This window comes from Mycobacteroides franklinii (genome assembly GCF_002013895.1).
Classification (GTDB): Bacteria; Actinomycetota; Actinomycetes; order Mycobacteriales; family Mycobacteriaceae; genus Mycobacterium; species Mycobacterium franklinii.
In genome coordinates, this window is the sequence record NZ_MAFQ01000010.1 from 244,020 (window position 1) to 270,414 (window position 26,395).

The 26,395-nt window shown below is 64.1% G+C and carries 29 protein-coding genes; 6 read left to right on the top strand and 23 right to left on the bottom strand.

Features of this window, described 5'->3' with window-relative positions:
* The 14 genes from B4393_RS18635 to B4393_RS18700 form a co-directional block, all read right to left on the bottom strand.
* Entirely contained in the window at positions 1 to 1,695 is a 1,695-nt protein-coding gene (locus B4393_RS18635) for a purine-cytosine permease family protein (protein WP_078335334.1), read from the bottom strand.
* Positions 1,696 to 1,751: 56 nt separating this feature from the next.
* Positions 1,752 to 3,161: a bifunctional lysylphosphatidylglycerol flippase/synthetase MprF gene (locus B4393_RS18640; protein WP_078335397.1), complete on the bottom strand. Its 1,410-nt coding sequence runs from the start codon at positions 3,159 to 3,161 to the stop codon at positions 1,752 to 1,754.
* Between the two features lie 50 nt (positions 3,162 to 3,211).
* Positions 3,212 to 3,397, bottom strand: coding sequence for a PLD nuclease N-terminal domain-containing protein (locus B4393_RS18645; protein ID WP_070939694.1), 186 nt, complete (start codon positions 3,395 to 3,397; stop codon positions 3,212 to 3,214).
* Positions 3,394 to 4,287: an acyl-CoA thioesterase II gene (locus B4393_RS18650; protein WP_078335335.1), complete on the bottom strand. Its 894-nt coding sequence runs from the start codon at positions 4,285 to 4,287 to the stop codon at positions 3,394 to 3,396. The genes B4393_RS18645 and B4393_RS18650 overlap by 4 nt, the downstream gene beginning before the upstream one ends.
* Positions 4,288 to 4,302: 15 nt before the next feature.
* Entirely contained in the window at positions 4,303 to 5,721 is a 1,419-nt protein-coding gene (gene pyk / locus B4393_RS18655; protein WP_078335336.1) for a pyruvate kinase, read from the bottom strand.
* 87 nt (positions 5,722 to 5,808) lie between these two features.
* On the bottom strand, positions 5,809 to 6,123 hold the full coding sequence (gene sugE / locus B4393_RS18660) for a quaternary ammonium compound efflux SMR transporter SugE (RefSeq protein ID WP_078335337.1): 315 nt from the start codon (positions 6,121 to 6,123) through the stop codon (positions 5,809 to 5,811).
* A gap of 84 nt (positions 6,124 to 6,207) precedes the next feature.
* A complete protein-coding gene (locus B4393_RS18665) occupies positions 6,208 to 6,561 on the bottom strand; it encodes an NINE protein (protein ID WP_078335338.1) in 354 nt (117 codons plus the stop codon).
* Positions 6,558 to 7,616 carry a prolipoprotein diacylglyceryl transferase gene (gene lgt / locus B4393_RS18670; protein WP_078335339.1) on the bottom strand — a complete coding sequence of 353 codons (1,059 nt, stop codon included), beginning with the start codon at positions 7,614 to 7,616 and terminating at the stop codon, positions 6,558 to 6,560. The genes B4393_RS18665 and lgt overlap by 4 nt, the downstream gene beginning before the upstream one ends.
* A gap of 34 nt (positions 7,617 to 7,650) precedes the next feature.
* Complete coding sequence (gene trpA, locus B4393_RS18675; protein WP_078335340.1) at positions 7,651 to 8,439, bottom strand: tryptophan synthase subunit alpha; 789 nt, start codon at positions 8,437 to 8,439, stop codon at positions 7,651 to 7,653.
* Positions 8,436 to 9,695 (bottom strand): tryptophan synthase subunit beta, encoded by a 1,260-nt coding sequence (trpB, locus tag B4393_RS18680; RefSeq protein WP_078335341.1) that lies wholly within the window; start codon positions 9,693 to 9,695, stop codon positions 8,436 to 8,438. The genes trpA and trpB overlap by 4 nt, the downstream gene beginning before the upstream one ends.
* Positions 9,696 to 9,734: 39 nt before the next feature.
* Complete coding sequence (trpC, locus tag B4393_RS18685) at positions 9,735 to 10,553, bottom strand: indole-3-glycerol phosphate synthase TrpC (protein ID WP_078335342.1); 819 nt, start codon at positions 10,551 to 10,553, stop codon at positions 9,735 to 9,737.
* 122 nt (positions 10,554 to 10,675) lie between these two features.
* A complete protein-coding gene (locus tag B4393_RS18690; RefSeq protein ID WP_078335343.1) occupies positions 10,676 to 11,293 on the bottom strand; it encodes a TIGR02234 family membrane protein in 618 nt (205 codons plus the stop codon).
* Positions 11,286 to 12,821: an anthranilate synthase component I gene (locus tag B4393_RS18695; RefSeq protein ID WP_078335398.1), complete on the bottom strand. Its 1,536-nt coding sequence runs from the start codon at positions 12,819 to 12,821 to the stop codon at positions 11,286 to 11,288. The genes B4393_RS18690 and B4393_RS18695 overlap by 8 nt, the downstream gene beginning before the upstream one ends.
* Before the next feature lie 61 nt (positions 12,822 to 12,882).
* Positions 12,883 to 13,374 carry a MarR family winged helix-turn-helix transcriptional regulator gene (locus B4393_RS18700; RefSeq protein ID WP_078335399.1) on the bottom strand — a complete coding sequence of 164 codons (492 nt, stop codon included), beginning with the start codon at positions 13,372 to 13,374 and terminating at the stop codon, positions 12,883 to 12,885.
* A 374-nt stretch (positions 13,375 to 13,748) separates the two neighbouring features.
* On the opposite strand from B4393_RS18700, the gene B4393_RS18705 reads away from it, so the two are divergent.
* The 3 genes from B4393_RS18705 to B4393_RS18715 all read left to right on the top strand — a co-directional run bounded on the left by B4393_RS18705 (position 13,749) and on the right by B4393_RS18715 (position 17,637).
* On the top strand, positions 13,749 to 14,192 hold the full coding sequence (locus B4393_RS18705; protein ID WP_078335344.1) for an MmpS family transport accessory protein: 444 nt from the start codon (positions 13,749 to 13,751) through the stop codon (positions 14,190 to 14,192).
* Positions 14,189 to 17,008, top strand: a complete 2,820-nt coding sequence (locus tag B4393_RS18710; protein WP_078335345.1) for an MMPL/RND family transporter — start codon at positions 14,189 to 14,191, stop codon at positions 17,006 to 17,008. The genes B4393_RS18705 and B4393_RS18710 overlap by 4 nt, the downstream gene beginning before the upstream one ends.
* Positions 17,009 to 17,196: 188 nt before the next feature.
* Entirely contained in the window at positions 17,197 to 17,637 is a 441-nt protein-coding gene (locus B4393_RS18715; protein WP_078335346.1) for an HIT family protein, read from the top strand.
* On the opposite strand, the gene B4393_RS18720 is transcribed toward B4393_RS18715, so the two are convergent.
* On the bottom strand, positions 17,624 to 18,280 hold the full coding sequence (locus tag B4393_RS18720; RefSeq protein WP_078335347.1) for a nitroreductase: 657 nt from the start codon (positions 18,278 to 18,280) through the stop codon (positions 17,624 to 17,626). The genes B4393_RS18715 and B4393_RS18720 overlap by 14 nt on opposite strands.
* A 50-nt stretch (positions 18,281 to 18,330) precedes the next feature.
* Here B4393_RS18720 and B4393_RS18725 point away from each other — a divergent pair, with 50 nt between their 5' ends.
* The gene (locus B4393_RS18725; RefSeq protein ID WP_078335348.1) at positions 18,331 to 18,789 is read left to right on the top strand and encodes a peroxiredoxin; all 459 of its coding nucleotides are present in this window, start codon (positions 18,331 to 18,333) and stop codon (positions 18,787 to 18,789) included.
* Between the two features lie 8 nt (positions 18,790 to 18,797).
* On the opposite strand, the gene hisI is transcribed toward B4393_RS18725, so the two are convergent.
* From hisI to hisD, 8 genes are read right to left on the bottom strand one after another with little or no spacing between them, the layout of a single operon-like run.
* Positions 18,798 to 19,148, bottom strand: coding sequence for a phosphoribosyl-AMP cyclohydrolase (hisI, locus tag B4393_RS18730; protein WP_078335349.1), 351 nt, complete (start codon positions 19,146 to 19,148; stop codon positions 18,798 to 18,800).
* Positions 19,145 to 19,918 carry an imidazole glycerol phosphate synthase subunit HisF gene (gene hisF / locus B4393_RS18735; RefSeq protein ID WP_078335350.1) on the bottom strand — a complete coding sequence of 258 codons (774 nt, stop codon included), beginning with the start codon at positions 19,916 to 19,918 and terminating at the stop codon, positions 19,145 to 19,147. The genes hisI and hisF overlap by 4 nt, the downstream gene beginning before the upstream one ends.
* Positions 19,915 to 20,730, bottom strand: a complete 816-nt coding sequence (locus tag B4393_RS18740) for an inositol monophosphatase family protein (RefSeq protein ID WP_078335351.1) — start codon at positions 20,728 to 20,730, stop codon at positions 19,915 to 19,917. Before B4393_RS18740 ends, hisF begins: the two co-directional genes overlap by 4 nt.
* 1 nt (position 20,731) lies before the next feature.
* A complete protein-coding gene (gene priA, locus B4393_RS18745; RefSeq protein WP_070939674.1) occupies positions 20,732 to 21,463 on the bottom strand; it encodes a bifunctional 1-(5-phosphoribosyl)-5-((5-phosphoribosylamino)methylideneamino)imidazole-4-carboxamide isomerase/phosphoribosylanthranilate isomerase PriA in 732 nt (243 codons plus the stop codon).
* The gene (gene hisH / locus B4393_RS18750; protein WP_078335352.1) at positions 21,460 to 22,110 is read right to left on the bottom strand and encodes an imidazole glycerol phosphate synthase subunit HisH; all 651 of its coding nucleotides are present in this window, start codon (positions 22,108 to 22,110) and stop codon (positions 21,460 to 21,462) included. Before hisH ends, priA begins: the two co-directional genes overlap by 4 nt.
* Complete coding sequence (gene hisB / locus B4393_RS18755; RefSeq protein ID WP_070939672.1) at positions 22,107 to 22,730, bottom strand: imidazoleglycerol-phosphate dehydratase HisB; 624 nt, start codon at positions 22,728 to 22,730, stop codon at positions 22,107 to 22,109. The genes hisH and hisB overlap by 4 nt, the downstream gene beginning before the upstream one ends.
* Positions 22,727 to 23,857: a histidinol-phosphate transaminase gene (locus tag B4393_RS18760; protein ID WP_078335353.1), complete on the bottom strand. Its 1,131-nt coding sequence runs from the start codon at positions 23,855 to 23,857 to the stop codon at positions 22,727 to 22,729. The genes hisB and B4393_RS18760 overlap by 4 nt, the downstream gene beginning before the upstream one ends.
* Complete coding sequence (hisD, locus tag B4393_RS18765) at positions 23,854 to 25,203, bottom strand: histidinol dehydrogenase (protein WP_078335354.1); 1,350 nt, start codon at positions 25,201 to 25,203, stop codon at positions 23,854 to 23,856. Before hisD ends, B4393_RS18760 begins: the two co-directional genes overlap by 4 nt.
* A 155-nt stretch (positions 25,204 to 25,358) precedes the next feature.
* Between hisD and B4393_RS18770 the strand changes: the two genes are divergently transcribed.
* Positions 25,359 to 25,733: a nitroreductase family deazaflavin-dependent oxidoreductase gene (locus tag B4393_RS18770; protein WP_070939669.1), complete on the top strand. Its 375-nt coding sequence runs from the start codon at positions 25,359 to 25,361 to the stop codon at positions 25,731 to 25,733.
* 4 nt (positions 25,734 to 25,737) lie between these two features.
* Positions 25,738 to 26,394, top strand: a complete 657-nt coding sequence (locus tag B4393_RS18775; protein WP_157901294.1) for a nitroreductase — start codon at positions 25,738 to 25,740, stop codon at positions 26,392 to 26,394.
* Position 26,395: the final 1 nt, after the last annotated feature.

Genomic DNA, 26,395 nt, shown 5'->3' on the forward strand with positions numbered 1-26,395 from the left:
CTACCGCGTGGGCGGATCGGCAGGCAGCACATGCTCACCGAGCCGGTCGGTGGCCAGGCTGAGCGACGAGATGTACTGCAGCTGCCCGTCGGGGCCGGGCTTCGCCGAGGCGAGCATGTCGGGGCGCTCGAAGTCGATGCCGCTGACCGCGCACCGTAGCAGCTCATCGGACGGGTTTCCGTACTCGTCGTACATCGGCAGGTCGATACCGTCGTCGGTCCGGCGCAGGTAGTACTTTCCGCGCGTCGCCACGGCCAGGATCGGCGGCAGCACAAAGGCGATCACGACTGCCACGATCGGCGAGTAGGGACGGATCGCCTCGCCGAACACCCCGAAGAAGACCAGGATCGAGATACCTGCCGAGAACAGCATCGATACAAATCCGACTGGGTTGATGTCGTAAAGCATGCCCCGCCGGAACTCGGGCTCCTTGGGCGAGAGCTTGAGCAGGTACTTGTTGACCGCGATATCGGAGGCCACCGTGACGACCCATGCCATACCGCAGTTGGCGTAGAACCCGAGGATGGTGCTCAGGAAGTCGAACATGTTGGCTTCCATGAGCACCAGCGCGATCAGCAGGTTGAACAGCACGAAGACCAGACGGCCCGGGTAGTGCTTGGTGATGCGGGTGAAGGAGTTGGTCCATGCCAACGAACCCGAATAGGCATTGGTGACGTTGATCTTGATCTGGCTGATAACCACCAGAATCACCGCCAGGGTGATCGCCAGCCAGTGCGGCATCATGTTCTGGTAGATCTCCAGGAACTGATGCACCGGCTGATTGGCCACCGCGGCCCCGCCCGCCACGTTGGCGATGAGATACACGGCCAGGAACAGCCCGATCACCTGTTTGATGGCACCGAACAGGACCCAGCCGGGTCCCGCCAACAACATGGCGGTCCACCAACGGCGGCTGTTCTCAGGGGTTTTCGGCGGCATGAAGCGCAGATAGTCGATCTGCTCGGCAATCTGCGCGATCAAGGATAGGCACACCCCCGCTGCCAGCATGATCGAGCCCAGATTGACGGCCTGCGCGTCCTTGCCGCCGTAGGCGAAAAACGTGCCGATGGAATCCGGGTGACGCACTACCAGATAGACGAACGGGATGACCATCATGACAAGCCACAACGGGGTGGTCCACACCTGAAGCACCGACAATGCCTTCATCCCGTAGATGACCAGCGGAATGATGATGATCGTGGACGTCGCATAGCCCACGGGTAGCGGTACGCCGAGCCCGAGCTTGAGTCCTTGGGCCATGATCGAGCCCTCGAGCGCGAAGAATATGAACGTGAACGTCGCGTAGATGACATTGGTGACGATGCTGCCGTAGTAGCCGAATCCGCTTCCACGCGTGATCAAGTCGAGGTCGATGTTGTAACGGGCCGCGTAGTACGACAACGGGATTCCGGTCAAAATAATGATGACCGCAAAAACCCCTATGCCCCACAGCGCATTTCCGGTGCCATAGGAGATTCCAATGTTGGCACCGATCGCGAAGTCTGCCAAGTAGGCGATGCTGCCCAAGGCGGTAACACCAACCACGGCGGGGCTCCAGCGCCGAAAACGCCTGGGAGCGAACCGGAGTGTGTAGTCCTCCAATGTCTCCCGCAGTGCCGCGCTTTCCGAGGCGTCGTGGGTGGACGGAGCAGACGAAACGGGTGCGGATGCAGTCGTATCGAGAGTGTCGGTCACGCGGACAGCCTGTCCACCGCCCAATTCGAGCGCGTTTTCCGGACGTTAATGTCCTGTTACGTGGCAGGTCCAGCAGACACTTTGGGGCGCATCCTGGGCGCGAATTCCAGGCTCAGCAACGCGAACGCGACCAGCGGCACCGTCGACATCTGCACGAGCACGTATCGCGCCGCACCGAGGGCGTGGAACTTGCGCAGGTACCGGTACAGAGACTCCAGCGCGATCAGCGGATCGAGTATGTGAATCGCCGAGTAGCAGATCTGCTGCGCGCGGGTGCGGTCCCTCTCGGCAAAGATCTCCGGGAACGCCGCGAATGCGAGCGACAACCGGCGCGCGCCTTCTGCCTTCGCACACGTGATCATGTCGATCGTGAGTCGCTCGTCCAACCCGTTGGGCGAGCTGGGGCGCCGCCATGGCACATCGAGGGAGACATCGGTGCCGCCACCGGAGGTGACATACCGATGAAAGCCCTGCACCACACCACGATTGTCGCGGGCGATGATGAGCCGGATGCCGGGGTAGCGACCGAGTAGCGCGCCGTCGAGGATCATCGAGAAGCCCCGCTCGAATCGACCTCCGTGCGAAAGTTCCATCACCTGTTCCAGTTCGGTGCGTAGCGCACCATCGAGACTGCGCTCGTCGACAATCTCGGTGGTCACCCCCGAGTTGTGGGTGCGCTGCATGCCCTGGCGCAGGTTGCGATACTTGCGGCCCACCATGTCGAAGGTCTGCACGTCGACGACGACATCGCGACCCACGGCTATGGCGCGCAGCCGGTGACCCACTACGCGGGAGTCGCCCCACAGTGGCAGGCGGCGCTCACTGCATCCCAGAATCGCGATGCGCCAGCCATGCGAGCGGCACATCGCCGCGAAGTCCCGGACCAGGGACGGGAACCCGGACTCGTCCCCGATGGGGTCGCCGCCGACCACCGCAAAACCCGCCCGGGTCCGGTACGCGATCGCCGCGCTACCGTCGGCATTGAAGTAATAGGACTTCAGCGAGTGCATGGCAAACACCGCCAACGGATCGTCGCTGGTCTTGGCGACCAGGGCACAGATCTGCGCCAGCGCCTCCGGTTGCGGCGCCGCCGATGTCGGCCACATCAGGATGAGACCGGCGGCGACGACCAGTACGTCACCCGTGCGCTCGAATTGCAGGACGTCGGCTCCCAGTGCGATCAGAATCGCTACCCCCGCCCACGCCGCATGACCGTAGGTGACCGGCCGGCCAAGGAAGATTCCGCGCGCGATAAAACCGACACAGAAAAGAACGGTCAGAGGCCAAAGGATTTCGTCGAAATCGGGGTGTTTCAGGTATCCGGCATGGGCGACCAAAAGCACCAGCCACCCGGTCACCAAAAGCAGCGTACCGGCGCTTACCAAACGCGCTGATCGTGAATCACTATGAACGGCAATGCGTTCAGCAATGCGCACACGGGTGGTAGTCGCTGATGGTTCTAGCATCCAGCCACCTCCCCGGGAGCTCGCATCCACCTCCCAGGATACTCCTGCGACTACCAGCGGTCGGAGGGATCACTCTTTCCGATGGCAAACCACAAGATGGGTCCGAAGATCGGAAACACAAGCACGATGATGGCCCATGGGAGCTTCTCGCCATTGGGCTTCGCCGGGTCCTTGATGATGGAAATGATGGTGACAACGGTGAGGACCAGCACCAGCAGAGAAAGAATACGAATCATGACCGCCCCGGGAAGTATTTGATAATGCCTTCCTGAATGGTACTGGCCAGCAACGCTCCTTCGCGATCGAAATAGCGCCCCGCGCCCATTCCGCGACCTGCCGAGGCGACCGGCGACTCGGTCGCGTAGAGCACCCAGTCGTCGAACCGCAGCGGACGGTGAAACCACACGCTGTGGTTGATGGTCGCTGCAAAAATCCGGTCATAGCCCCAGGACAGACCGTGGGTGGTGATGATCGAGTCCAGCACGGTGGTGTCCGATGAATAGACCAGTGCGGCGCTGTGCAGCACCGGGTCATCGGGTAGCGCCGCATGGGTCTTCATCCAAACCCGATTATGTTCCAGCCGTTCAGATTTCGCCTTGAGAACCCACGCCGGGTCATTGTCGTACCGCCATTCGATCGGTTTGAGCGCGGCCACGAACATCGGCACGGTCTCCTCGTAGCCGACCAGATGCTCGTCGATGGACGGCAGTGTCTCGGGATCGGCCACCGTCGGTGGCTTCACCGCGTGCTCCAGCCCTGGCGAATCCTTGAGATACGACACCAACGCCGAGGACAACAGCAGCTCACCCTGGACCGCGTCAACCCGCCTGTTGGCGAAGCTACGCTCGTCCCGCAACCGCTGCACCCGGAATTCGATGTCCCGCTCGGGGTCGCCGCCATTGATGAAATGGGTCGAGATCGCGGCCAGCGACAGCCTGTCCGATACGGTGCGGCCGGAGGCCACCACGGACTGCGCCATCAGCTGACCGCCAAAGGTGCGCGGCGGATTGACGGTCGGATGCCCGCCGATGAAGACGTCGGTCTCGGGATTTTTCAGTTCCAGCAGCGCAAGAAGCTGTTCAAAGTCGGCCTTGCCTGATTCTCTTCGCGCAAGCGGCTCATCGATGCTGATGCTGAGCTCCTAGTGGTCGTCCTCGCCGATCCGGTGCACATGGATCAGATTGGTCGAGCCTACTGTCCCGGGAGGGGCGCCCGCGACGATCACCACGAGATCTCCGCTCTGATAGCGCTCCATCGCCAGCAATGCCGTATCCACCTGTTGGATCATGCCGTCGGTGGTGTCCATCACCGGGACAATGAAGGTTTCCGTTCCCCAGGTGAGCGCGAGCTGGCTACGCACCTCGGGCAGCGGGGTGAACGCCAACACGGGTAGTGGGGTGTGCAACCGCGCTAGGCGACGCACGGTGTCACCGGACTGCGTAAACGCGACGAGTGCCTTGGCGTTGAGGCGTTCTCCGATATCCCGCGCTGCGTAGGAGATGACTCCGCGTTTGGTCCGCGGCACGTGTGTCAACGGCGGCGCGCTCACGGAGTGGCTTTCCACCGCGGACACGATGCGAGCCATGGTCCGCACTGCCTCGAGCGGGTACTTGCCCACCGAGGTCTCCCCCGACAGCATCACCGCATCGGCGCCGTCGAGGACCGCGTTGGCAACATCGGAAGCCTCGGCACGGGTGGGCCTGGAGTTCTCGATCATCGATTCGAGCATCTGGGTCGCCACGATGACGGGACGAGCGTTCTCACGCGCGATCTGGATCGCCCGCTTCTGCACAATGGGCACATCTTCGAGCGGCAGTTCCACGCCGAGGTCACCGCGGGCGACCATGATCGCGTCGAAGGCAAGGACGATGGCCTCAAGATTGGCAACGGCCTCGGGCTTCTCCAGCTTGGCGATCACCGGCACGCGGCGTCCGACGCGGTCCATGATGGCGTGCACCAACTCGACATCGCTGGGCGAGCGCACAAAGGACAGCGCGATGAGATCGACTCCGAGGCGCAGGGCGAATTCAAGATCCGCGATGTCCTTCTCGGACAGCGCGGGCACCGAGACGTTCATCCCCGGCAACGACAATCCCTTGTTGTTGCTGACCGGCCCACCCTCGGTGACCCGGCATACCACGTCGTCGCCCTCGATCGCCTCTACGGTCAGCCCTACCTTGCCGTCATCGACCAGCAGCCTGTCGCCGACGGCGGCATCCACAGCCAGCTGCTTGTACGTGGTGGAAACCCGATCGGGGGTTCCGATGACGTCCTCGACGGTGATCCGGACCAGTTCGCCTGTCACCCAGTGGGCAGATCCGGTAGCGAACCGTCCCAGCCTGATTTTGGGTCCCTGGAGGTCGGCAAGCACGCCGACCGCCCGCCCGGACTCGTCGGAGGCTCTGCGCACCCAACGGTAGTTCTGCTCGTGGTCGGCGTGCTCACCGTGGCTGAAGTTCAGCCGCGCGACGTCCATACCAGCGTCGACGAGCGCACGTACAAGCTCGGCCGAACCGGTCGCAGGGCCGAGGGTACAAACAATTTTTCCGCGTCTCGTCACGACTTTTGAGCATAGTCGGGGTGCTACCTACTCACGAGTCAGCGCGAGCACGATTCACCCGCCGGTTACCTTGGCCGGTTTACGTTGTCAGGAGGCCAATTTCAGACCGATGATGCCTGCCACGATCAATCCCAGGCTCAGTAGGCGCCAGATGTTGGCCGAATCGCCGAACAGCACAATGCCTAGGATCGCGGTACCGACGGCTCCCACGCCCACCCAGATCGCGTAGGCGGTGCCCACCGGTAGGTTCTTCATCGCGATGCCCAGCAGCGCGATGCTGATGATCATTGATCCGATGGTGCCGACCGTGGGCCACAACCGAGTGAAACCCTCGGTGTACTTCAGGCCGATGGCCCATCCCACCTCGAGAAGACCCGCAAGAATGAGGACCAGCCAAACCATGAGAGATACCTCCGTGTTTCGGTGAGGTCGTCCCCTGGCGAGAGAATGACCGGGCCGTCCCGGTCAATCCCATTTTCTCACACGTCAATCCCTAAGCTGGCGACCAGCCTTGTCGCCGACCTTGCCGCCGAGGATCAACACCGCATCGATGATTCCCCAGATCAGTGCTCCAACGCCGAATGTCACCCAGCCGACTATCAGCTGAATGACGCCCAGCAGGGTCTGGCCGAGGTAGATGCGGCCGAAGCCCAGGAATCCGACCAGGCCCAGCAGTTGCAACAGACCGGCGACGAGTTTCGACTTGTCCGAATACGGCGCCCCGGTGGCCGGGTCGCGTCCATAAGGGGCCGCGGGATCCACATACGGCGGCGGATAAGGAATGCCGGGCGGTGGTACCGGCGGAGGAGTTCCGAAAGGAGGCGGAGTGCTCTCGGTCATTTCTCCACAATGCCAGAATTTTCGGCGGGTTCGTCCGCGGGCTTATCCGCGGCGCCTTCCCCTGGATTCTTCGTGACGCCTTCGTCGGTTGTCTCCGCGACATCCTCGGAATCGTTAGGAGTCTTGGACTCCTCGGTGTCATCGGCAGCGGGCTCTGCGGCAGATTCCCCGGCGCCGGCCGGCGCCGGCGTGCCACCCAGAGTCGCAGGATCCTCACGGCCCTTGGGCGCCAGCAGAATGTAGGCAATCGCACCGAGGAACACCAGCGTCGAGGTAAACGAGTTGACTCGAATTCCACCGAACTGTGTCGCCGGATCCACGCGCATCAGCTCGACCCAGAAGCGCCCGACGCAATACGCCGCGACGTACATCGCGAACAGCCGCCCATGCCCAATCTTGAAGCGCCGATCCACGACAATAAGCAGTGCGAAAACCAAGACATTCCACAACAATTCGTAGAGGAAAGTCGGGTGGACGACCTGGGCTACCTCGCCGGTGGACACACCGTTGAGGTTGAGGACGTCCACCGTGCCATCGGCAGAGCGGCGGTAGAACAGTTCCAGCCCCCACGGCAGCGTGGTCGGTCCGCCGGTGAGTTCCTGGTTGAAGTAGTTGCCCAATCGGCCGATCGCTTGGGCCAGCACGATGCCGGGAGCGATCGCATCAGCGAAGGCCGGCAACGGAATCCCGCGCCGGCGACACGCGATCCAGGCTCCGACGCCACCGAGGGCAACGGCGCCCCAGATGCCGAGGCCACCCTCCCAGACTGCGATCGCCTTGCCCAGGCCCTTGCCATGCGGTCCGAAGTAGGTCTGCCAGTCGGTCATCACGTGATAGAGCCGGCCGCCGACCAGCCCGAAAGGCACTGCCCACAAAGCGATGTCGTAGATGACGCCGCGTTCGCCGCCGCGTTGCTCCCACCGACGATCACCGATGACCAGCGCGACGATGATGCCCGCGATGATGCACAGTGCGTATGCGCGGATCGGGATCGGCCCCAGATGCCAGACTCCTTGGGGCGGACTGGGGATGTATGCCAGATTCACGATAGTCACTGTGCTCTACCTGTTTTCCCTGTTGTCCCTGAGCTCATGCCCTTCGGACTCCGGTGGCCAACTCTTCAGTCAACGTACGCACGGCCGCGGGGCCCTGCGGGGCTGCCGCCACCAATGCCGAACCGACGATCACGCCGTCGGCATATGCCGCGATCTCAGCCGCTTGTGCACCGGAGCGCACGCCCAGACCCACCCCCACCGGGATATCGGAGACCTCGCGGACCCTGCTCACCAGGGTGGGTGCGGCGTTCGACACCGCATCACGGGCGCCAGTGACGCCCATAGTGGATGCCGCGTACACGAATCCCCGGCAGGCGCCAATTGTCTTCGCGAGTCTTTCGGGCGTGGATGACGGCGCGACGAGGAAGATGCGGTCCAAATCGTGTGCGTCCGAGGCGGCGATCCAGTCTTCGGCCTCATCGGGGATCAGATCCGGAGTGATGATGCCGAGGCCGCCCGCGGCGGCGAGGTCACGTGCGAACGCGTCAACTCCATAGCGCAGCACCGGATTCCAGTACGACATGACGACAGCATGCCCGCCGGCGTCGGTGATGGCGCGCACCGTGGTGAACACGTCCGCCACCCGAACCCCGTTGGCAAGCGCGGTCTCTGCGGCGGCGGCGATCATCGGGCCGTCCATCATCGGATCGGAATACGCGATCCCGACTTCGATGATGTCGCATCCGCCGCGCACCAGGGTGGTCATGAGTTCAATCGAGGTGTCCAGGTCCGGATACCCGTTGGGTAAGTATCCGATCAGCGCGGCGCGTTCCTCGGCGCGGCATTTGTCGAAGACTTCGGTCAGACGGCCGGGCTGTGTCATGACTGGCTGCCGTTCTTGTCCAAGAGGTCGAACCACGTGGCGGCGGTCTCGACGTCCTTGTCGCCGCGACCCGACAGGTTCACCACGATGACAGCGCCCGCACCCAACTCGACCCCGAGCGTGAGTGCGCCCGCGACGGCATGGGCCGACTCGATGGCGGGAATGATTCCCTCGGCGCGGGAGAGCAGCAGGAAGGCATCCATGGCCTCACTGTCGGTGACGGGGCGGTAGTCCGCACGTCCACTTTCACGCAGCCAAGCGTGCTCAGGACCGACTCCCGGGTAGTCCAGACCCGCTGAGATCGAATGGGACTCGATGGTCTGACCATCATCGTCCTGCAGCAGGTAGGAGTAGGAGCCCTGGAAGGCGCCTGGTGTCCCGCCGCTGAATGTGGCTGCATGCCTGCCGGTCTCGACACCGTCGCCCGCCGCCTCGTATCCGACGAGGCGCACCGCCGGATCGTCGATGAAGGCATGGAACAGGCCGATGGCGTTCGAGCCCCCGCCGACGCAGGCGACTACCGCGTCCGGCAATCTGCCCTCCTGGGCGAGAACTTGGGCGCGTGCCTCCATACCGATGATGCGCTGGAAATCGCGAACCATCACCGGGAAGGGATGCGGCCCGGCGGCGGTACCGAAGCAGTAGTAGGTGTTGTGCGCATTGGTCACCCAGTCGCGCATCGCGTCGTTGATGGCGTCCTTCAGGGTCTTCGACCCGGACTCCACCGACACCACAGTTGATCCGAGCAGCCGCATCCGCGCGACGTTGAGCGCCTGCCGTGCGGTGTCGACGGCGCCCATGTAAATCACGCATTCGAGGCCCAGAAGCGCACAGGCGGTGGCCGTGGCGACGCCATGCTGCCCGGCGCCGGTTTCCGCGATGACCCGAGTCTTGCCCATCTTCTTGGCCAGCAAGACTTGACCCAGAACGTTGTTGATCTTGTGAGAACCCGTGTGGTTCAGGTCTTCTCGCTTGAGCAGGATCCGCGCGCCACCCGCGTGGGCACTGAGTCGCTCCGCTTCGTACAGCGGGGACGGGCGGCCCACGTAGTGCGTCTGCAGCCGATCGAGCTCATCGAGGAAGGATCGATCGGACCGCGCCTTCTCGTAGGCGGCGGTCACTTCCTCGATGACGGCCATCAGCGCCTCGGCCACGTAGCGACCGCCGTAGGGACCGAAATGGCCGCGGGCGTCCGGATCGTGCGCGGTGGGTTCGGCGATCGCAGCGCTCATCTGCGGTAAACCGGTGTTCTTCATGCTGGATGAGCCGCCTGTGTGAAAGCTTTCGGGCATTGTCTAGCGGGCCGGTTTAGGGCAGGACGGATGCGTGCCCGCAGTCACCAAATCAGCGACGGCCCCCCGCGGATCGCCGCTGGTGACCAACCCCTCGCCGACCAACACGGCGTCGGCTCCGGCACCGGCATAGGCAAGCAGGTCGGCGGTACCGCGGATACCGGATTCGGCGATACGGATCACTCCGCTGGGCAGCCCCGGCGCGATGCGCGAGAAGCAATCCCGGTCGATCTCAAGAGTTTTCAGGTCACGTGCGTTGACTCCGATGACGGAGGCCCCGGCGGACAGAGCCCGGTCGGCCTCTTCCTCGGTGTGCACCTCCACCAACGCGGTCATGCCGAGCGACTCGGTGCGATCGAGCAGCGACACCAGCGCGGTCTGCTCGAGTGCCGCCACGATCAGCAAGATCAGGTCGGCGCCATGCGCGCGCGCCTCGTGGATCTGATACGGGCTGATGACAAAGTCTTTGCGCAACACGGGAACCGACACCGCGGCGCGTACCGAGTCCAGATCATCGAGGCTGCCATGGAACCGCCGCCCCTCGGTGAGCACGCTGATGATGCGCGCTCCCCCGTCCTCGTAGGCCTTGGCAAGCTCGGCGGGATCACTGATATCGGCGAGTGCGCCGCGCGACGGACTGGCCCGCTTGACCTCGGCGATTACCGCGATACCGGGCTCCCGCAGAGCGGCCATCACATCGAGTGGCTTGGGCGCGGCCTTGGCAGCCGCTTTGACGGTGGCGAGATCGATAACGGCTTCGCGAGCCGCGACATCAGCGCGCACGCCATCGAGGATCGAATCGAGTACGGTTCCCGAACTCATGACCTCGACGATTCCCTTCTTGCAGCGCCCCCGCGCCTGCGCACTCGAACTTCACAGAAGGGTAGCCGCTGCGGGCTCACACAAGAAAACCGGGTCACATCGAACCGGACTGTCGAACCGAACTACCGACGTGCCGGACCGGCGGTGGGGTCCTGCCCGTCGTCGAGGCTGTCCCACATCACTCGCTCACTCTGCTTCTTATCGGCCGGATTCGCGGCCTCAGAGCGTCGTGCGGCCGGGGTCTGATACTTGGAGGCCGTGACTCCCCGCCCGGCCCGCAGCAGCGTGATGGCGGCCAACACCGCCACCACGGCGGCAAGGACGGCGGTGGTGGCACCACCGGAAAGGCGATCGGCGCCGACCAGAGTCGATACCGCGACGTTCTTCACCTCCGCGGCGCGCGGCCCGACATCGCGAACCGCCCAGAGGCTGACACCGAGATAGGCGGCGCCGGCTCCGATGACCGCCACCAGGACGGCCAAGATGCGCAGGGCCCAGCCGCGTATCGCGAGCGTGGCGATCGCGGCTGCGATCAGGGCGACGGCCAGCGGCACCAACGCGGCGGACCAATCGGCGCCGGATACCAGCAGCGTTCTGGGTTCACCCAGACCGTCGAAGGAACGCAGCCGAACCCAGGTGAATTTCGAGGCCACCCACAGCGCAGCCGCGGCGACGACGAGGAGTCCAGCGCCCGTCAGGAGCTGTCTGCGGCCCGGGTTCGGCGGGCCCGGGTCAGACATCCGCGGCGCCCGTGAGGGTTTCAGCGGCCGCGATGGCGTTGAGCACGGCGGTGGCCTTGTTGCGCGCCTCGTTGTATTCGTACTCGCCCGTGGAGTCGGCCACCACACCCCCGCCGGCCTGCACATAGGCGCGGCCGTCCTTGAATAACGCGGTGCGGATCGCGATGGCGAAATCGGCGTTGCCTGCGAAGTCGAGGTAGCCCAGGACTCCCCCGTACAGTCCGCGGCGGGTGAGCTCGACTTCCTCGATCAGTTCCATGGCGCGCACCTTCGGTGCCCCGGACAGCGTTCCCGCTGGGAAGCACGCGGTGATGGCGTCCAACGCCGTCTTGCCGTCGGCAAGCGATCCGGACACTGTCGACACCAGATGCATGACATGGCTGTAGCGCTCGATATGGCTGTAATCACTGACCTTCACGGTGCCGGGGGTGCACACCCGCCCGAGGTCATTGCGGCCGAGGTCGACCAACATCAGGTGCTCGGAGAGTTCTTTTTCGTCGGCGAGAAGATCCTTGGCGAGCAGGATGTCCTCCTCGGCAGTAGCCCCGCGCCAGCGCGTTCCCGCGATCGGATGGGTGGTGGCCACCCCGTCCTTGACGGTGACTAGCGCCTCCGGGCTCGACCCGACGATGGAAAATGCTGTTCCACCATCGGAATCCGGTGCATGAAGCAGATACATGTACGGGCTGGGATTGGTGACCCGCAGGATTCGGTACACCTCGAGTGGGTCGACATCGGTCTCCATCTCAAAGCGCATGCTCGGGACAACCTGAAACGCCTCGCCGGCTTCGATGTCGCCGACCAGCTTGTCCACGATTGCGCTGTACTCCTGGACGGTGCGCTGGCTGCGGTAAGTGGGCGCCGGTCGATCGAAGTGGGCAACGGTCGACGGGAGCGGCTGCCCCAGTGCCGCCGTCATCACGTCCAGCCGCGCGACCGCGCTGTCGTACGCCTCGGCCACGCGTTCCGCCGTGTCATCCCAGTTGACCGCGTTGGCGATCAGCGTGATGGTGCCCTCGTGGTGGTCGACCGCCGCCATATCGGTGGCGAGCAGCAGCAGCAGATCCGGCAGTCCGAGGTCGTCGGTGGCATGTTCCGGAAGCTTCTCCAACCGCCGGACGATGTCGTAGGCCAGGAAGCCCACCATGCCGCCGGACAGCGGCGGGAGACCTTCGAGCGACTCACCCGCCAGCAGATCCATGGTGGCACGCAGCGCGTCGAGCGGGTCTCCGCCGACGGGGGCGCCTTCCGGAGTCGCTCCCAGCCACGCGGCATGACCGTCCCGCACCGTCAACGCCGAGGGCGATCCCGCACCGATGAACGACCACCGCGACCACGATCGGCCGTTTTCGGCCGACTCGAGCAGGAATGTGCCGGGGCGGTTTGCGCCCAGCTTTCGGTACGCGGAGAGTGGGGTTTCGCTATCTGCCAGTACTTTTCGAGTCACCGGCACCACCCGATGCACCGCCGCCAGGGCGTTGAATTCTTCCCTGGTCGTGGTGGCGGCGCCGCTGACGGTGCTATGCATGGGAGCCATTCTCCCAGACCCCCGCCAGGGGATTTGGCCGCGTCGCTAACGCTGAGTGTGCCTAGCCCTCGTACGCCTTCAGCGAGGCGACCAGTCGCTCCAGTCCGGCGACGACCGTGGCGCGCTCGTCGCCGAGCCCGGCAAGCGCTTCGGCTTCGATGCGCAGCCGCTCCGGGAACAGCTCGTCCACTACCGAGCGCCCGCTATCGGTCATGCTGATGATCGCGGCCCGCCGATCGTTGGCGTTCGCCTCCCGGCGCACGTACCCACGCTCTTCGAGCTTGCGCAGCATTCTGGACACCCAGGCCTGTGATACCCCAAGCTCTTCGGCCACGTGACGGGCGATCACTGGCCCCTTGCGGTGACGCAGCACCACCAGAACATCGTGCTCGGGCTCGGCGATGGCCGCCGTTGCATAGAGAGGCTCAAGCAACCGGGCAAGCAGTCCCGACGCACGCTTCAGCGCGCCGATCACCTCCATCGGTGATGTGTCGAGCTCCGGCCTGTTCAGCGTCCAGTCGCGTGCGGTGATCGAGCTCTCGTGGACGGCCATCATGCCTCTCGGTCCAGGTATTTCAGGTAAACGCGGGTAGGACCCAGGCTATCGAAACCGCGACGTCGCTATCCGGAGCTCGGAAACAACCATCTGCGGTGCGGTCATTTTATTCCCCTACGGCCCGTGCCGATCCCTGAGACAAGCGTCTCACTCGCCAGATCCACACCTAATACATAACTTGTATAGTATCTGTCACGCATGAGTTCCGCTCCACAGTCGCAAACGCCACAACGGTGAACGCGCCGAGCGGCAGGCTCTACCGCCGTCACCAGTGACGACCACGTTCCACACCGCTCGGCAAGCAACGGGGCAAGCCGATGTCGCCCGGATGTCGCGGGTTCCGCGGGCATTGAACCTCGAAAGGTGCAGCCATGAGCGTTTCCAGAAGCCGTCGCGTGGTCAACAAGATCTGGCTGCCCGTGTTGGCGATCGTCATACTTCTGATCGCAGGGCTGGCCATCAAATTCGCGCACGGGGTGTTCGGCTCGGAGGACCGAACACGCAGTCCTGGAGGCAATTTCGCGGTTGTCCAATTCAATCCCAAGAACATCGTCTACGAAGTGTTCGGCGACTACGGCGGCTGGGCGCGGATCAGCTATTGGGACACCAACAACCGACCGGTCGATATTGAGCCGACCGCATTGCCCTGGACGCATACGGAGACCACGGTCTTGACCACCGCGACCGGGGACATCACGGCACAGGTAGCGGGTCAAAACGTCGGCTGCCGCATCACTGTTGACGGACTGGTGCGCTCGGAGCACACCGCGACCGGCGAGCACGCCGGGGTCTGGTGCCAGGTGCTGTCCGCATGAGCACACACTCCGCACAGAAACCGTTGTTCGCCAAGATAATTCGCAAGTATTCGATACTCGTGGTGCTCGCCTGGGCGGCGTTCACCGTGGTGATCAACGTGGTGGTACCCCAGCTCGAACCGGTCACGGATCAGAATCAGGGCCCACTGGTGCCACTCGACGCACCGTCCTCCAGGGCGCTGATTCACATCGGCGAGTCGTTCCAGGAATCCGACAGCAACAGTTTGGCCATGGTGATCCTGGAGGGTGACCACAAGCTGAACGATGCCGACCACACCTTCTACGACACACTGGCCAGCAAGCTTGAAAATGACAAGAAGCATGTCCAGTACGTGATGAACCTGTGGGGCCAGGGCACGACCGCCGCCGGCGTACAAAGCTCCGACGGGCAAGCGGCCTACACACTCGTGCGGGTTGCCGGTGACCAGGGCTCGACAGTCTCCGACGAATCGATCCGCGCGGTGCGCGAATTGGTCTCCGAGGTGCAGCCCCCCAACGGGGTCAAGGTGTACGTCTCTGGCTCCGCCCCGCTGTCCACGGACATGCTCCAAGTGGGCAACCAAAGCATGATCCGCCTGATGTACGTGACCATCATCATCATCACGGTGATGCTGCTCATCGTTTACCGGTCCGTGGCGACGGCACTTCTGACGCTGCTGATGGTGATGGTGGAACTCTCTTGTGGGCGAGGCGTTGTCGCTTTCCTCGCCTATCACAAGTTCATCGGCATCTCCGTGTTCGCATCCAACATCCTGGTGTCGCTGATCCTCGGAGCCGGAACCGATTATGCGATCTTCTTGATCGGCCGATATCAAGAGGCACGCCATGCCGGCGAGGACCGCGAGACCGCGTATTACTCTGCGGTCAAGGGTGTCTCGCATGTCATTCTCGGGTCGGGGCTGGCCATCGCGGGTGCGACATTCTGCCTTCAGTTCACCCGACTCAACTACTTCAACACCATGGGCATCCCGTGCGCGGCCGCGACGCTCGTCGCCGTCGCCGCATCTCTCACCTTCGGGCCCGCCGTATTGGCACTGGGTAGCCGATTCGGGGTGTTTGAACCGAAAGTCAAGGCCAGCACTGGAATTTGGCGCAAGGTGGCTACCGTCACGGTACGGTGGCCGGGCCGGATCCTGGTGGTGAGCAGCGTGGTGGTGATGATCGGCTCGATCACGCTTCCGTCCTACCGCCCCAACTACAACGACCGGATTTACATCGCCGACGACGTCCCGGCCAATCAGGGGTATGCCGCGGCAGACAGGCATTTCCCGGTGAGCAAGCTCAACAGCGACATGCTGATGATCGAGTCCGATCACGATATGCGCAATTCGACGGACATGATCGCGTTGGACAAGGTGGCGCGCGAGGTGTTCCACACTCCCGGCGTCGCCATGATCCAAAGCGTCACCAGACCATTGGGCACACCACTGGAGCATTCGTCGTTCACCTACACGATGGGGACGATGGGCACCAAGATCAACGAAATACTGCCCTTCCTCACCGATCTCACCGACCGGTTCACCCAGATGGCCGATATCACCGACCGGATGGCCGCCCTGATGCGCCAACAGCAGGAGCTCACCGGGCAACAAGCAGGTTCTGCGCACATCTCCCTCAAGGGTGCACAGGAGTTGAAGGATGCCACCGTCAGCATGCGGGACACCCTCGGGAACTTCGACGACCAATTCCGACCGCTGCGCAACTACTTCTATTGGGAACCGCACTGCGCGGACATCCCGATGTGCTGGGCGATGAGATCACTGTTCGACATGACCGACCAGGTCGACGCGATGACCGATGCGGCGGACGACAGCCTCAAGGCCGCCGTGATTCAGGATGCCGTCACCCCCCAACTGGTCGAGGTCATCGGCAAGAGCGCCGCCGAACTGGACAAGATGAGAAAGGTGGTGCTCACCGAGCAGAGCACCATGCGGCCCATGCTGACCCAGATGAATGAGCTGGGCCGCCAGATGATGGACCTCGGATACGCATTCGACAGCTCGAAGAACGACGAGTTCTTCTACCTGCCGCCCGACGCGTTCGCCAATCCGTATTTCCAGATCGACCTGAAGTACTTCATGTCGCCGGACGGAAAGTCCGCCCGCTACATGATCTATCACGACGGCGAGGCCCTGAGCCCGGAAGGCATTGACCACGCGCAGGCGTACCTCCCCAAGGCCAAAGAGGCACTCAAGGGCACGACACTGGCCGGGTCGCGCGTCTATCTCGGTGGCGCGGCCGCAACCTACTGGGACATCCAGGACGCCACCAAGACCGACCTCCTGATCGCGGCGATCGCGGCATTCGCCCTGATCTTCCTGGTGATGCTGCTGATCACCCGGAGCGTGGTGGCGGCACTGGTCATCATCGGCACGGTGGCGTTCTCATACTCCGGCGCCTTCGGGCTGTCGGTGTTGGTCTGGCAGCACTTCCTGGGCATACCGCTGAGCTGGTTGAACCTCCCCATCACCTTCATCATCCTGGTGGCCGTCGGGTCTGACTACAACCTGTTGTTGATCGCCCGATATCTGGAGGAAAGCAAGGCCGGGCTCAACACCGGACTCATCAGGGCCGTCGCCAACTCCGGCAAGGTGGTGACCACCGCGGGCATCGTGTTCGCGACCACGATGATGGCCATGCTCTCCAGCGACCTACTGTCGGTGGGGCAGCTGGGCTCCATCATCGGCCTTGGCCTGCTGCTGGACACGCTCATCGTGCGCTCGTTCATCACTCCCGCGATCGCCCGGCTGCTTGGACCACTGTTCTGGTGGCCGCGGCTGATCCCGGCGCGCCCGAAGCCCGCAACGTATCGGTGAAACACATTGCACACCAGTTGATTTGGCTCGGCGGTACAAATTCCAGTGGAACTCCCACACCGTACCGCCGGGCAGGAACACCGTCACGCTCTTCGATGGCACCGCACACCTCATCACCTCGAAGCCATCCAGACCGGCCGATCGTATCGAACATACATTCGAGCCGTCAACGCATCTAGCGTGGGACGGTGGCCGACGAGTGCTTGTTTTGCGGAATCATCTCCGGTGCGGTGCCCAGCGTGCGGGTGTCCGAGGACGCCGAAACGTACGCGTTCATGGACATCAACCCCGGCTCAGACGGACATCTGCTGGTGGTTCCCAAGCGGCACAGCAGGGATCTGCTCGAGATACCCGCCGATGACCTCGGAGCCGTCGCCGTGGCGGCGCAGCGCATCGCCAAGGCGGTGGTCTCCGAGCTCGGGGCCGACGGCGTGAACCTGCTGAATTGTTGCGGTGCGCACGCGTGGCAGACGGAGTTCCACTTCCACCTTCACGTGATTCCCCGATATGCCGACAAGTCCAAAGACGGCCTGCGATTGCCGTGGGCGCCGGGCGTCCGTGGCGACATGCGCACGATCACCGCCCTGGGAAACACCCTGTGTGCGGCGCTGGCCGCTAAAGAAATGTGACGGTCTCGGACAGCGCTGCCCGCGGCATCTCCGGATGTTGCGCCGCCGGATTGCTGTAACCAATCGACATGCCGCAGTACAAGACTCGCTGCGGCGGCGGCGCAATGACTTGCGCGACGGTGCGGTGATACTCCGCCCAGGCGATTTGCGGGCAGCTGTGCAGCCCTTCTGCCCGAAGCAGAAGCATCACCGTCTGTAGGTACATGCCCGCATCACCCCATTGCGGTGGCATATCGCGATCGAGGTAGCAGAACAGGGCCGTTGTGGCGCCGAAACAATCCCAGTTGCCGGCGCGGACCCGGGCCCGGGCCGCCTGATCGTCGTGATCGATACCCAGGGCGCCGTAACGTCGTCGCCCAAAGTCGTACAGTCTTTGCCGATAGGGGCCGCCCAGTGGCTCCGGGTACGTCGCCACCTCGAGGGCGTCCCCGCGATCTCCTGCGCTCACCCGCTGGGCAATCCGGTTCTTGAGCTCCGCGAGGCGTGCGCCGCTGAGTACGTACACATGCCATGGCTGCAGATTCCCTCCCGACGGAGCCCGAGAGGCGGCCGTCAGCACCCGAGTGAGCGTCTCATGATCCACCGGGCGATCAAGGAAGTCCCGGACTGAGTGCCGGGACGTCACCGCGTCATATACGTCCACGTCACCGATCGTATGGCGACACACCACCGCGCACGGGTAGCGTTCGGTTCATGAAACCTGGTGATCGCGTCGCGGACTTTGAGCTCCCGGATCAGACCGGAACCACCCGCAGCCTGTCCGCCCTCCTCGCCGACGGGCCCGTCGTGCTGTTCTTCTATCCGGCCGCCAATACCCCCGGCTGCACCGCCGAGGCCTGCCATTTCCGTGATCTGGCAAGCGAATTCAAGGATTTGGGCGCTTCCAGAGTGGGCATCAGTGTCGATTCCGTGGAGAAGCAGGCCGATTTCGCCGACAAGCGCAAGTTCGACTACCCACTGCTATCGGATAGCGGCGGCAAGGTTTCGACTGCCTTCGGTGTCAAGCGCGGGCTGCTGGGCAAGCTCGCTCCCGTCAAGCGGACCACGTTCATCATCGGTACCGACAAGACGGTTCTCGAAGTCTTCTCGAGCGAGCTCAACATGAACGCGCACGCGGATAAGGCCCTGGAGTTCCTGCGCGCCCGTACGTAGCGCGCTACCTAACGCGCTTCACTCAGGAGTTCATCGCGGTCAAAGCAGCTGTGGGCGCCCGTGTGACACGCGGGTCCGGTCTGATCGACCTCGAGGATCAGCGTGTCACCGTCGCAGTCCAACCGCACCGAGTGCACGTACTGGGTGTGCCCCGATTCCTCACCCTTGACCCATAGACGCTGTCGGGACCGCGAGAAGTAGGTGCCCTGGCGCGTGGACAACGTCAGGGCCAATGCCTCGTCGTTCATCCACGCGACCATGAGTACGGTTCCGGTGCCGCGTTCCTGCACCACCGCGGTCACCAAACCTGCCGCATCGCGCTTCAGGCGGCCGGCAATGGCCGGATCCAGTTCGGTCATCGCACCGTGATCCCTTCTGCCGCCATCGCCGCTTTCACCTCACCGATGGTCAGCTCCCGGAAGTGGAAGACACTGGCCGCCAGCACCGCATCAGCGCCGGCCTTCACCGCGGGCGCGAAGTGCCCGATAGCGCCGGCACCGCCGCTGGCGATCACTGGGACGTCAACCGCGGCCCGTGCGGCCGCGATCATCTGAAGATCGAATCCCGCCTTGGTGCCGTCGGCATCCATGGAATTGAGCAGGATCTCCCCCACGCCCAATTCTGCTCCACGACTTGTCCATTCGATCGCGTCGATCCCAGTGCCCTGGCGTCCGCCGTGTGTGGTTACCTCCCACCCGGACGGGGTCGGCTTGTCGCCCTCACGGACGCGGCGGGCATCGACGCTCAGCACGATGCACTGTGACCCGAAACGTTGCGCCAATTCGGCCAATAGTTCTGGGCGCGCGATCGCCGCGGTGTTCACACCCACCTTGTCCGCACCGGCACGCAGCAGGACGTTGACATCATCCACCGATCGCACACCGCCGCCCACGGTCAACGGGATGAACACCTGCTCGGCGGTGCGCCGCACCACATCCAGCATGGTGGCGCGCCCCGAGGACGAAGCGGTGACATCAAGAAAGGTGAGCTCGTCGACGCCCTCCGCGTCATATGCCGCGGCCAGCTCCACCGGATCACCTGCATCGCGCAGATTTTCGAAGTTCACGCCCTTGACCACCCGACCGTCGTCGACGTCGAGGCAAGCGATGACACGGGTGGCGACACTCATCGGTAGTCCTCCGGATCTCCGACCTCAGCAAGCACTTCCAGGATCTGTTCATGCACGCCGGGCGCGGCTACCAGCACCGAGGCTGATTCCGGTGTCCAGGGCGCGCCACTCAGATCGGTCGCATGACCGCCCGCGGCGTGTACCAGTGCGATACCGGCAGCGTGGTCCCACACGTGCGCACCGAAGCTCACCGCACCGCCCAGTATCCCGCCCGCGGTGAATGCCAAATCGATTCCTGTGCTGCCGTGCATCCGCAGGCGCGAAGTGACCCGGCTCAGCTTCTCCACCACTGCCAGTCGATAGCGGCCCGGAACCCGGCCCTTCCAATCGACGTTGAAGGTACCGAGGCCAACCGCCACATCCGCGAGATCCGTTCGCGGCAGCGGAGACATCGGCACGCCGTTACGAATCAACGGGCCCCCCGCCACGGCGGTGTACTTGTCCCCCATGAACGGCAACCACGTCAACCCGGCCACCGGAACGCCATCAGACATCAGACCCAACAGGATCGCGGCCATTGGCGAACCCGCCGCATAGTTGACGGTGCCGTCAATGGGGTCCACAACCCAGACCAGTCCCGAATCCACTGCCGGGCCACCGAATTCCTCACCGTGCACCCCGATTCCGGTGCGCTCGGTCAGTGCCTGCACGACCATCCGCTCGATGGCGAGGTCTTCCTCGGTGGCGAAGTCCTTACCGCCCTTGAAGACCACACCATCGGCGCCGTGGCCCGCCACGAAGCGCTGGGCCGCCGCATCCAGAATCACGGACGCCTCGCGTACCAGCGCTTCCAGTTCAGCGGTCGTTGTCATGTCAGGAAACGGCGGCTATCGCGTCAGGCAAGGTGAAGCGCCCTGCGTAAAGCGCTTTTCCGACAATCGCGCCCTCAACACCTGCTCCGGTCAGCTCCGCGATCGCGCGCAGATCGTCCAGACTCGACACCCCGCCCGAGGCAATGACGGGCGCGTTGGCCACTCCGGCGACCTGCGCCAGCAGTTCAAGGTTCGGTCCGGTGAGGGTGCCGTCCTTGGTCACGTCGGTGACGACGTACCGCGAACACCCCTGTCCGCGCAGCCGTTCGAGTACCTCCCAGAGGTCACCACCGTCGCTGACCCAGCCACGGCCACGCAAACGATGTTCGCCGTCGACGATTTCGACATCCAGCCCCACGGCCACACGCTCGCCGTGCCGCGCGATCGCCGAGGCGCACCACTGCGGGTCCTCCAGCGCGGCGGTGCCCAGATTGACGCGGGCGCAACCGGTGGCGAGCGCCGCACTCAGCGACTCGTCGTCGCGGATACCGCCTGAGAGCTCCACCTTGACATCAAGCTCGCCGACAACCTGCGCGAGCAGCTCACGATTGGAACCGCGACCGAAGGCCGCATCCAGATCCACCAGATGCACCCATTCGGCGCCGTCGTTCTGCCACGCCAGCGCCGCGTCACGCGGTGAGCCGTACGTGGTTTCGCTGCCGGCCTTACCCTGCACGAGGCGCACGGCCTGACCGTCCGCGACATCAACCGCCGGTAATAGAACGAGACTCAAGAGATTCCCTTCACCCAATTGCTCAACAACACGGCCCCCGCATCGCCACTCTTCTCCGGATGGAACTGTGTGGCAGCAAGTGATCCATTCTCCACCGCCGCGACAAACGGCACGTGATGGGTCGCCCAGGTCACCAGCGGCGGCGCGATCGGCGAATCGCTGGGGGTTTCCAACTCCCACTTCTGCACGGCGTACGAGTGCACGAAGTAGAAGCGAGTATCGGCGTCCAGCCCGGCGAACAGTTCGGATCCTGCCGCCGCGTCAACGGTGTTCCACCCCATGTGCGGAATGACCGGCGCATCGAGGCGGCTGACCACACCGGGCCACTGCGCGCACCCCTGGGTGTCGACGCCGAACTCGATACCGTGGCTGAACAGGATCTGCATACCCACGCAGATACCCAGCACCGGACGGCCACCGGCGAGGCGGACGTCGATGATGCGTTCACCGTCTATGCCGCGCAGCCCGTCCATGCACGCCGCGTAGGCACCGACTCCGGGCACCACGAGCCCATCGGCGTTGAGCGCCATGTGGGCATCGGCGGTCACCGTGACATCGGCGCCTACCCGTTCCAGCGCGCGCTGCGCTGACCTGAGATTGCCCGAACCGTAGTCGAGAACAACAACTTTCGGTCCCGCACCGGTCACAGGCTGCCCTTGGTCGACGGCACGCCGGTCACCCGGGGATCGGGTTCGACGGCTTGGCGCAGCGCACGGGCCACGGCCTTGTACTGGGCCTCGGTGATGTGGTGCGGGTCACGACCGTACAGCGTGCGCACATGCAGCGCGATCCGTGCGTTGAGCGCCAACGATTCGAACACGTGCGCGTTGATGACGGTGTGGTACGGAACCGAAGAACCTGCGATTGTGGTGTGCAGCAGGTGGTCCGGCTCGCCGGTGTGCACACAGTAGGGACGGCCGGAGACATCGACCACGGCGTGGGCCAAGGTCTCGTCCATCGGAATGAAGGCATCGCCGAAGCGGCGTATCCCCTTCTTGTCGCCCAGGGCCTCGGCAAGCGCCTGCCCCAGGGTGATGGCGGTGTCCTCCACTGTGTGGTGGGCCTCGATCTCGGTGTCACCCTTGGCTGTGATTTTCAGATCGAAACTGGCGTGCGTGCCTAGCGCGGTGAGCATGTGGTCATAGAACGGCACGCCGGTGTCGATGTGCACCTGGCCGGTTCCATCCAGATTCAGTTCCACCACGATGTCCGACTCACGGGTGGCCCGCGCCACTCGTGCAACACGTGCCTGCACAGGAACCGTCATGATGCCTCCACTTCTAGGTCGGTCGCAGCCAAGCTGTCGCTGACCTTCAAGAACACGTCATTCTCGCTCGCCAGCCCGACGGTGACGCGCAGATAACCCGGAATGCCAACATCCCGAATGAGAACGCCCGCATCGAGGTACCGCTGCCAGCTCGCCGCGGAATCTGCGAACCGACCGAACAGGATGAAGTTTGCGTCACTGGGAATTACCCGGAACCCACTGGCCGACAACGCCTCTGACACCCTAATGCGCTCGGCAACCAACGTCGCGACACTACCGAGAGTCTCGGCGCGATGTTTCACCGCGGCGCGTGCGGCAGCCTGCGTGAGCACCGACAAGTGGTACGGCAGCCGCACCAGCAGCAGCGCATCGATGACCGCGGGCGCCGCCACCAGGTATCCGAGCCGTCCGCCCGCGAAGGCAAACGCCTTGCTCATGGTGCGACTCACGATCAGTTTCGCCGGGTACTCGTCCACGAGCGTGATGCCACTCGGGGCCGCCGAGAACTCGCCATATGCCTCGTCGAGGATCACCACCCCGGGAGCAGCATCCAGGATCTGCCGCAGATCATCCAGCGGAACCGACTGTCCCGTCGGGTTATTAGGGCTGGTCACGAAGACTACGTCGGGCCGGCGCTCACGCACCGCCCCGACCGCGGTGCCGACGTCCAGGGCGAAGTCCTCCGAACGCTGCGCCTGCAGCCACTCGGTTTGGGTTCCGTCGGAGATGATGGGATGCATCGAATAGGACGGCGTGAACCCCAGCGCGGTGCGGCCCGGCCCCCCGAATGCCTGTAGTAGTTGCTGCAGCACTTCATTGGAACCGTTTGCCGCCCATACATTCTCGGTGGCGACGCGCACACCTGTCTGCTCCGTCAGATACGCGGCCAAATCAGCGCGCAGGGCCACCGCATCCCGATCCGGGTAGCGGTGCAGTTCCGCGGCTACCTCACGGATGGACGCGGCGACATCATCGACCAACCCCACCGAAGGCTCGTGTGGATTCTCGTTGGTGTTCAGCCGCACCGGCACCGTCAATTGCGGTGCGCCATAAGGGCTCTTACCGCGCAAGCTGTCCCGCAGCGGTAGATCCTCGAGTCGGGCCGAACCCCCGATTGCATCGCTCATGATCGCTCGAACCTACGTCGAACGGCCTCACCGTGCGCGGGCAGATTCTCGGCGTTGGCGAGCGTGATCACATGCCCGGAGACTTCTTTGAGGGCCGCCTCGGTGTAATCCACGATGTGGATACCGCGCAAAAAGGTCTGCACCGACAGTCCGCTGGAATGGCGGGCACACCCGGCGGTGGGCAGTACGTGGTTGGATCCCGCGCAGTAGTCACCCAGGCTCACCGGTGACCATGGCCCCAGGAAGATCGCACCGGCGCTGCGTACCCGCGCCGCGACCGGCACCGGCTGGGCCGTTTGAATTTCCAGGTGCTCGGCCGCGTAGGCATTCACCACCTTGATTCCCGCGTCGATGTCGTCGACGAGCACGATCCCGGATTGGGTGCCGGTCAATGCGGCGGTGACACGTTCGGCGTGCACCGTCGTCTGCAGTTGGGTCGCGGTCTCGTTGACCACCGCGTCGGCAAGCGCCTCGCTAGTAGTGACCAGGACACTCGCCGCCAGCACATCGTGTTCGGCTTGGCTGATCAGATCGGCGGCCACGTGCACCGGATCGGCGGTCTCATCGGCGAGGATCGCGATCTCGGTCGGACCGGCCTCGGCATCGATACCCACCAACGAGCGGCACATCCGCTTGGCCGCGGTCACATAGATGTTGCCCGGGCCGGTGATCATGTCGACCGGCGCAAGTTCGGCGCCGTCGGTGTCGGTGCCACCGTGTGCCAGCAGCGCCACTCCCTGCGCGCCGCCGACCGCCCAGATCTCTTCGACACCGAGCAATTGCGCCGCCGCCAGAATGGTCGGGTGTGGCAGACCGCCGAACTGCGCCTGGGGCGGCGAGGCGATGACAAGCGATCCCACCCCGGCCGTCTGCGCCGGGACGACGTTCATCACAACGCTCGACGGATATACGGCGTTACCGCCGGGCACATAGAGGCCCACCCGGTCGACGGGCACCCATCGCTCGGTGACCGTAGCGCCGTCGGCGACCGTGGTCACCGTGTCCTGACGGCGCTGATCGGCATGCACTGCCCGCGCACGGAGAATGGCGACCTCGAGCGCATCACGCACAGCGGGGTCCAGCTCGGCCAGGGCGCGCTCCAGCTCGGCGGCCGGCACCCGCACAGTCTCGGGCCGCACGCCATCGAACTCGGCGCAGTAATCCAGCGCCGCCTCCGCGCCGCGGTCCCGAACGGCCTCCACGACGGGCCGCACCTTCGGCAGCACCGCGTCGACATCCGTGCCTCCCCGCGGCAGCGCCGAGCGCAGATGGGATGGGGACAAGCTCGCACCACGCATGTCGATACGGCGAAGCAGAACGGGTGCGGCGTCATTCACATAAGCCATTGTCCCAGAGCTGCTCAACACCATTTACCAGGCAGTCACCGGTTGTGTGTGACGCATGTCTAACTAGACTCATCCGAAGCTCATCACCAGGACTCCCGCCACGACCCACAACGATCGGAATATCGATGTCAGCAAACAACCAGCCCGGCGTACCCATGCTCCTGCCCGAGTGGCTTGAGCGAGCGCAGATCAGGTTTATCAATCCCCTCGTGGCCCCCATCGCGCGTTTTCTTCCCTCATTCGCCACCGTCACGCACTACGGCCGCACCTCTGGCGCCAAGTACGAGACCACGGTAAACGCATTCCGCAAAGGCAATGCAGTTTCCATTGGGTTGATCCACGGCAAGACCAACTGGACCAAGAACGTGATTGCCGCCGGCGGCGCCGACATCAGGCTGTTCGGTGGTAAGCAAATCCACGTGGTCAACCCGCGCATCGTGGAGCAGGGTCAGGGTGACCCCGCGCTGACACGGTCCACCCGCCAGGTGAACAAGCGTGCAGGCGTCTTCGTGGCCGATATCGCGGAGTAAGCCGGTGTCCGATCCCCCCGACTTCGATCGTCTGGTCCGGGGGCGATCGGCGATACGTGCGTTCTTGCCAACACCGGTTCCGCGAGAGATCCTTCTGGCCGCGCTGGAGTCGGCCCAGCACGCTCCGTCGAACTCGAATATTCAGCCATGGCGGGTGGCCATCGTCGCGGGCCGTACCCGGGACAGATTGGCAGCCGAGCTGACGTCGTACGTCCGGGAACACGGTCTGTCCCGCATCGACCTACCCGAAGAGTTCCAAGCACAACGGCGTGCGCTGGGCAGCCAGGTGTACGGCTCGATGGGCATCGAGCGGTACGACTCCGAGGCCCGCTTCCTGGCCACCTTGCGCAACTTCAATTTCTTCGATGCGCCGACCGCCGCAATGGTCGGGCTCGACGGCAGACTCGGCATCGCGGATGCCGCCGGCGTCGGCATGTACCTGCAGACGCTCGCTCTGGCGCTCGCTGCGCGCGGAGTCGATACATGCATACAGGTGGCACCCGTCATGTTTCCCGAAGTGGTACGACCAGTCGTCGGGTTCTCCGATCAGATCGACCTGGTGTGTGCGGTCGCCATCGGCTACCGGGACCCGTCGGCGCCGGTGAATTCGGTGCGCTCCCCGCGCAATCCGCTCTCCGAGAACGTCACGTTCCTGGAGTGAG